The following is a 6970-nucleotide window of genomic DNA, read 5'->3' as shown; positions in this document are numbered from 1 at the left end:
TTTTTCTGCATTTTGGAAGCCGAAAGGCTACACCAAAATCCCGCTGTCTGCTTTATAGTAAATCCCGTAATTACTTATAGCCCGCCAGAAGAAGAGTCGGGAATCGGAGTTCCCTCCTACAAGGTTCATGAAGCAGATAAAAGAAGGGAAGGCAGATTTGGCGTTATTTAGCAATGCCTTCCCGTCTCTCTTGACCGACTGATAATCCAAATATACGGATGGGTGAAGTTATGTAATTGAAAGTATTCCGTTATTTGGGGGGTTGCTTTCGGTCAAGGTCTACTGCTTGCAGTCTACAAGTTATCTATATCCGATCTCATAAAAGCAGGTTGTTTCTGGAGACTTGCACAACCTGCAAAGCAAGCATGAACGTAAGTTTCCCGACGGACCGCTTGTAAACAGACGCGTATGCCCTCTAAAGTAGAGGTTCCGGCTGCCTGTTAATCAGCGTGCAGGATTTACTGAATGCTTAATGACTGTTATCCGTTTCTCTGTGATGTGCCGCTTATCCGCTTGGGGTGCCTCTAACCTCTTCATCTCCGTATATCACAATCATTCCTTGCCGGAGTGCTTAACTGCATCAGTGTTCTGAAGGGTTTGGATAAGCCCATCTGCGTCCTGATTCCAGACCGCAGGCGCATTTGACTTAATATCACAATGAACATCTAACACCTTCCCAGACACAAAAAAGATCTTGACGGTGTGCGGTGCGACCCATTCGACAACCTCAATATAATCGGTCTCGATTAACACATCTCCCATACGCAGTTTCATAAAATCAGACCTCACACATTGAGAGCCCTATCCGGACATACCATTTTAAATCTCCTTGTCGTTTTTAGAATCGAATTCGCATTTTTTTATTTTATGCGACACGAAAAATAAATAGCCCGCGACGGGACGCTCCGTGTGAGACGGAGGCGGCGCGGGCGCGAAAAATCCAGCACAACGATAATTGCTGATACCGTATTCTGAAGAATATTACTTGATATTTGTAAAGTGGGGAGGGGTAGTCTAACTGCCTGTTAGTAGGTTTCAGGGACGACGTGACGGTACGACACGCGCCTCTGTCTTGGGAGATACCTACTCCGGTCGAGGCGGTAATCGTTTTGTCGATGTTGACATCAATGTGTCCGTTTGGCATGGTCGTCGGTTTTGTGAAGTTTTGCGAAATCGTCGGGTCAGAAGTTTTATATTTTCACATTTGTTAATGTATATAGTATCACAGATATCGGTATTAATCAAATTAAAATTGCGATAAAATCAATTATTATAAGGATTTATGCGAATGTTGTATTAGGTCATATTTTTTGCTATAAATAACAAAATAATAATGACTTTATCTAACACTTTGCGATTGACGCGACTTTTCCCAAGACCGCCCCGAAATCTTCCAACTGTCCAACCCAAGCAACTTGGGGTATTGCTTACTGTTGAGGAAAAAAGAAGGCAGGACACATTCGGAGGTGATGTGGAATGTTTATCGGATGGATGTCCCAAAAGTTTGGTTAAGATATGGCTATAATATAGTTATTTTATTTTAGAATTAAAATGTCTTAATTTGACTGTAAGTGAGATTTTTGATAGTATATATTATAGGACTCACGCAGAAAGCAATATTTAGGATGGAAGAATGGAAGAAAGGAAGGATGGGAGCACCAATCTTCCTGCGTTTCCACGCTTCCTGAAAACCGAATAGGGAAGTAGATCAATGACAACCGATGTCTTGGAAAATATTATTGCACGCTGCCACCAACGGCATGAGAAGCCTTTTAAGCAACGGAAGACGATTGTAACCCCGCTGCCTTACGAAGGACTTCCTTACCACTTCACAGTCCATTGTGCGCACAGATATCCTGTGCTGCTGCAAGATTTGGATGCGGCGGACATTTCCTTTATGCCGATAGGGCGGGCACCTGGAACTGACCGCCCCCCGCGGGGCTTTGGTGGTGAACGGTTCTTGAAACGTCAAGGGACAACAGCCTGGGGTATCATTCACTGGCGCAAGTCGTGGGGGATTCACGTGTATACGGGTACTCCCTCGGCACGCGATGGCGCGCCCTGGCACGACATCGATTTTAAATATGAAGCTATCTGTGCTGCCCCGGATGCCGTTCTTGCGTGCGTTCAGGCACTTGTTAGTACCGTTGCGAACCCGTTGTTGATGCTGACAAAGTCTGGTGGATTGCGCTTTTCTTGCCGGATACCGGGGTACCTGCACCCGAACACCAAGCAAGGGCGGTTGTATGTCTATAATGGGACACCCTCAGCGGAGAATGCCGACCCATACGACGCGTATCTTGAAATTTTGGGCGAGAACGGACATAATTGCTGGGATGCGCGCTATGAAATCCTGCTTGGAAATCTGTCAGATCCGCCTGTGATTCCTAAAGAAGTTCTCTTTGCACCTATCGATGCTTTTCGCGCGAAGCTTCACAAACCTGTTCCCCAAAACCTACAATACAAGGCGCGCGTCCCGGACGCTCCATACTCTCTCGGATCGGGTCCGCTTGATCTCGCCAAAGAGGCACTTTTCAAGCGTGGGTTTTCTTATGTCAGACAAGAGGATGGATGTCACTATTGGCGGCAATACGGTGATGAAATTGGCAACACAGAGGTATCCTTATGGGAAAGTGAAGATGGCGTGTGGGTTTGTGCATCTACCGTTGATACCGGATTGCCTATGGCGGCAACGCTTCTAACAGACGTTTGGAACGATACCGGCATCCTCCCTCCCACTTCCAAGACAGGGCTTCCTATAGACGATCAAATGCTTGCCGTTCGGGAAGGGACACTCAGTCCGTTGGCACTCAAACGTCCGTCTCCGGTCTTACACAAGTTAAAACCTACAGAAAAGATGTCCGAAACGCCAGAAGATCTTCGCGTTCAGGTACAGCGTGCTTTCGATAGGAATGTGCGTGTCCTTGGATTTACTGTCGAGACAGACGCAGAGAAAGACCCTGAAGCGGAATCCGTTCTGCGTAAGAGCCAGGCAATCTGTTTAAAGGTCCCGAGTGTTGATCTTACAGCAGCAGTGTCGCAATTTTTTTTAAACCGAGATGTGGGATCGGTGGCACAGTGGCGGGATCGGATGTATCTCTGGGATCAGGTAAAAGATATCCCGGTTGATGTGCGCATGGCAACTCCTTTTCAGCGTGGAAACGTCTGTGAGGATCCTCAGCGGTGCGAAGCACTGGAGAAGAAGGGTGGGAATCCGAGTGAAATTATCTGTCCGCAGTGCCCCGTCTATACAGTATGTCAAGAGCGTGGCTATCTATCGCAATTCTCTATGTTACAAACTACCCAAGCACAAATATTAGAGGATTTTTACCTATTTTTGGACCCAAAGTACGTAAAAGTAGTGGAACAGCTTCTTGAAGCACGCGATGGAACACAGCCGCTTTGTATCATCAATATCTACAGGGAGAACCAACCATTTCTTAAATGTGGCCTCTCTAAAACCATATTGCAGGAGTGGGTTGTCAACTGGAAAGGCAGTGCCTTAGGAAACTTTGCGCTGGCTCTACTGAATGCTGTAGAAATCAGAGATAAATACCATGGCGACGCTATCAAACGGATCCGAACAGTGGTCCAGACGTTTGAATGGCTGGAAGAAGAAATCATCCAACAGATGTACCATATCGGTGTACAGGGCAAGGTGGTCAGACGCGAGGTAATTGATCCAGAGACCGGCGCGGAATTAGCACGCCATACAATTGAGTTTGAGCGGGGGATCTCTGCTTATATCCCTTTGGGTGCTGCGGCTGCGGATAGACTTGCGTCAGAAGGGCTGCCTTTTTTTCATCTTGAGGCTTTTGTGCCTAACGAAGACATGAAAATCCTGATGCCCATATCGGACGCTCTCGGGTTGGGTATCTTGGACGCGTCGACTGCTGAAAGCATTCAGGAGTTTCCAACGGTTTGTGAGAATCCAAATTGGACGTTTTGGCATCAACTCAAGCGTTTCTTTGCACATTACACGCGAGACGCTAATGCGCCGATGCGATGGGAGAACGAAGTCCTACAATTCCGGGTGCCGCCCGTGCTGCATCCGAGCATCAAATACCTTTTGGTCAATGTCCCGGCTCCCTACGCTGAATATTTACGTCGGTCGTTCTTGAATGAGGAAACCGAGCTCCTGCGCATGCAACCGAGGGCATGGGTTCCCGGAAACCACGTTTTTCAGATTCGCACCGGTATCTATCCATTGCAAACGATTTTAGATGTCAACAACACTTGGGATGTTCTCGGGGTATCTGAAACGGGGCGGGACATTTTTTGGAGAATTCAAGCGGAAATCGAAAGGGATCCAAATATTAAGCATGGGATTATCACCCATGTTTATACAATTAAGCAGCTGAAGACTATAGCGAAAAATGAGAATGTCTGTTTCTTGACGGATTTCCGAAGGCTGGAAGGCTTGGAAACCGATCTTCAGGAAGCACAGGTCATCTGGATAGTTGGCATACCCCTAATGGAAGGAAACGCCATTGCAGAGCGCACTCAGATGTTGTTTGGAAACGACGAGGAGCTCCTCTCTTATGAACTGGAAAAGGAACCTTACTGTTACAAAGACGAGCGCGTCCAGAGTGTTTATGAAATAGTGGTCTGTCATATATTCAGAGAGATTATAGAACTGGCTCAACTGAACCGTTTGGCAAACAAGAAAGTTATGTTGATTACGGGGGTGCGAATTCCCGATATCACCGACAGACCTGAAACGCTCCTTTTTGACTGGGAAGACTTCGATATCGCCGGTGGGTTGGACAAACTCGCGGAGGTGATAACGACACGCCAACGTTTTGAAACGGAACGCGACAATCTGACGGTTGAATCCAGCAGAGAAGAGGTAGAGCGGGTTCTCGGATGTTCCCCAAGGCAAGCGAACCGAGTGTTGCAAAGGCTGAGGGGAGGGAAGACACGTATCACTTTCCGCGAGCAAATTCTCACACTTCTCGCCGATGGCGAGAAAAGAACATCGGAATTCATGGCGGCGATTCAAGGACATCCAAAAGCAATCAATACAGAACTCACGCGCCTTGTGGGGCTCGGTGAGATTGTAAAGGTTCGAATGGGTGTTTACAGTCTTCCAGAGGCGTGAAAATTATTGACGGGTGTGTAAATATTTCGGCGGTAGGTTATCAGCAAGAGGTTTTAGAATTATGAGAGGACGAGGCACAAACTAAAAGTTTGTGGTACAACACGCTTTGGAAAGTTGGAAGGATAGAAGGTTGGCGGAGAGTGAACAGTGGAGTGTGTTCAATCTCCCTGTGTTCCACTTACGTGATAATGATAATGCTGCACAAACTAAATGAAGTTTAATTATTTAAATCGGTAACCTCCAGGCCGGTAGGTGCGGTTTGGAACCGCACCGGACCTCGCCAATAAATTACCGAATTAATTTTTTAATTCTCATAAAGTTTGTGGTACAACAAAACCGAATAGGGGAGTAGGTCAATGACAACCGATATTTTGCAAGATATTGTTGCACGCTGCCACCAACGGCGCGAGAAACCCTTTAAGCAACGAAAGACGAGCGTAAGATCTCTGATTTACAAAGGGCTTCCTTACCATTTCAGAGTCTATTGCGCGTACAGATACCGTGTGCTGCTGCAAGACTTGGAAGCGGCGGACATTTCCTTTATGCCGATAGGGCGCGCGCCTGGAAGCGACCATCCCCCGCGGTCTTTTGGGGGTGAACGGTTCTTGAAACGTCAAGAGGCGATAGATTGGGAGATCACCCAATGGCATAGGTCGCGGGGGATTCACATATATACGGGTATGCCCTCGGCACGCGATGGCGCGCCTTGGCACGACATCGAGTTTAAATATGAAGCCATCTGTGCTGCGCCTGATGCTGTTCTTGCGTGCGTTCAGGCACTTGTTAGTGCCGTTGCGAACCCGTTGTTGACGCTAACAAAGTCTGGTGGATTGCGGTTTTCTTGCCGGATACCGGGGTACCTGCACCCGAACACCAAGGAGGCACGGTTCTATATTTATAAGGAGACACCCTCAGCGGAGAATCCCGACCACTACGATTCGTATCTTGAAATTTTGGGTGAGAAAGGACACAATTGCTGGGATGCGCGCTATGAAATCCTGCTTGGAAATCTGTTAGATCCGCCTGTGATTCCTAAAGAAGTTCTCTTTGCACCTATCGATGCCTTTCGTGCTGCACTGGACGCACCTGTTTCGCAAAACATACAACTTAAGGAGGATATCCCCGACGCGCCATACTCTCTGGGATCGGGTACACTTGATCTCGCCAAAGAGGCGTTTTTCAAGCGCGGGTTTTCTTATATCAGAGAAGCCGGTGGATTTCACTATTGGCGGCGAGACGGTGATGACATAGGCAACACAGAGGTATCCTTGTGGGAGAATGAAGAGGGTGTATGGCTCTGTGCCTCTACCTCTGATACTGGGCTGCCTACGGCGGCAACGCTTCTAACAGATGTTTGGAACGATACCGGCATCCTCCCGCCCACTCCCAAGACAGGGCTTCCTATAGACGATCAAATGCTTGCCGTTCGGGAAGGGACACTCAGTCCGTTGGCACTCAAACGTCCGTCTCCGGTCTTACACAAGTTAAAACCTACAGAAAAGATGTCCGAAACGCCAGAAGATCTTCGCGTTCAGGTACAGCGTGCTTTCGATAGGAATGTGCGTGTCTGTGGATATACTGCCGAGACAGACGCAGAGAAAGACCCTGAAGCAGCGTCCGTTCCGCGTAAGCCAATCTGTTTAAAGGCACCGAGTGGTGATCTTGCGGCAGCAGCATCGCAATTTCTTCAAAATCAAGATGTCGGATCGGTGGTACAGTGGCGGGATCGGATGGATCTCTGGGATCAGGTGAAAGATATCGACAGTTCTATACTGTTTTCCGATCCACACTACGCAAAAATCGTGGAACAACTACTCGAAACGCGCGAAGGAACACAACCCCTCTGTATCATCAATATCCTCGGAGAGG

At 47.8% G+C, this 6970-nt stretch carries 4 protein-coding genes; 2 read left to right on the top strand and 2 right to left on the bottom strand.

From position 1 onward, the window contains the following. Window positions 1-552 precede the first annotated feature (552 nt). Both OXH39_21570 and OXH39_21565 read right to left on the bottom strand, forming a co-directional pair. Window positions 553-774 (bottom strand): hypothetical protein, encoded by a 222-nt coding sequence (locus OXH39_21570; protein MCY3553058.1) that lies wholly within the window; start codon window positions 772-774, stop codon window positions 553-555. A gap of 91 nt (window positions 775-865) precedes the next feature. Beyond that, entirely contained in the window at window positions 866-1144 is a 279-nt protein-coding gene (locus tag OXH39_21565) for a hypothetical protein (protein MCY3553057.1), read from the bottom strand. Between the two features lie 567 nt (window positions 1145-1711). Here OXH39_21565 and OXH39_21560 point away from each other — a divergent pair. Both OXH39_21560 and OXH39_21555 read left to right on the top strand, forming a co-directional pair. Next, window positions 1712-5101: a hypothetical protein gene (locus tag OXH39_21560; protein MCY3553056.1), complete on the top strand. Its 3390-nt coding sequence runs from the start codon at window positions 1712-1714 to the stop codon at window positions 5099-5101. 356 nt (window positions 5102-5457) lie between these two features. Further along, on the top strand, window positions 5458-6970 hold a 1513-nt coding region (locus OXH39_21555), incomplete at its 3' end, for a hypothetical protein (GenBank protein ID MCY3553055.1).

This window comes from Candidatus Poribacteria bacterium (assembly GCA_026702755.1).
Lineage (GTDB): Bacteria > Poribacteria > WGA-4E > WGA-4E > WGA-3G > WGA-3G.
The sequence above is the reverse complement of the archived record's forward strand: the minus strand, read 5'-3'. Positions and strand labels throughout refer to the sequence as shown.

What these genes read in the sequence shown, in the direction of transcription:
- OXH39_21570 (MCY3553058.1), bottom strand. Translation starts at nt 774, where the DNA reads ATGAAACTGCGTATGGGAGATGTGTTAATCGAGACCGATTATATTGAG.
- OXH39_21565 (MCY3553057.1), bottom strand. Translation starts at nt 1,144, where the DNA reads ATGCCAAACGGACACATTGATGTCAACATCGACAAAACGATTACCGCC.
- OXH39_21560 (MCY3553056.1), top strand. Translation starts at nt 1,712, where the DNA reads ATGACAACCGATGTCTTGGAAAATATTATTGCACGCTGCCACCAACGG.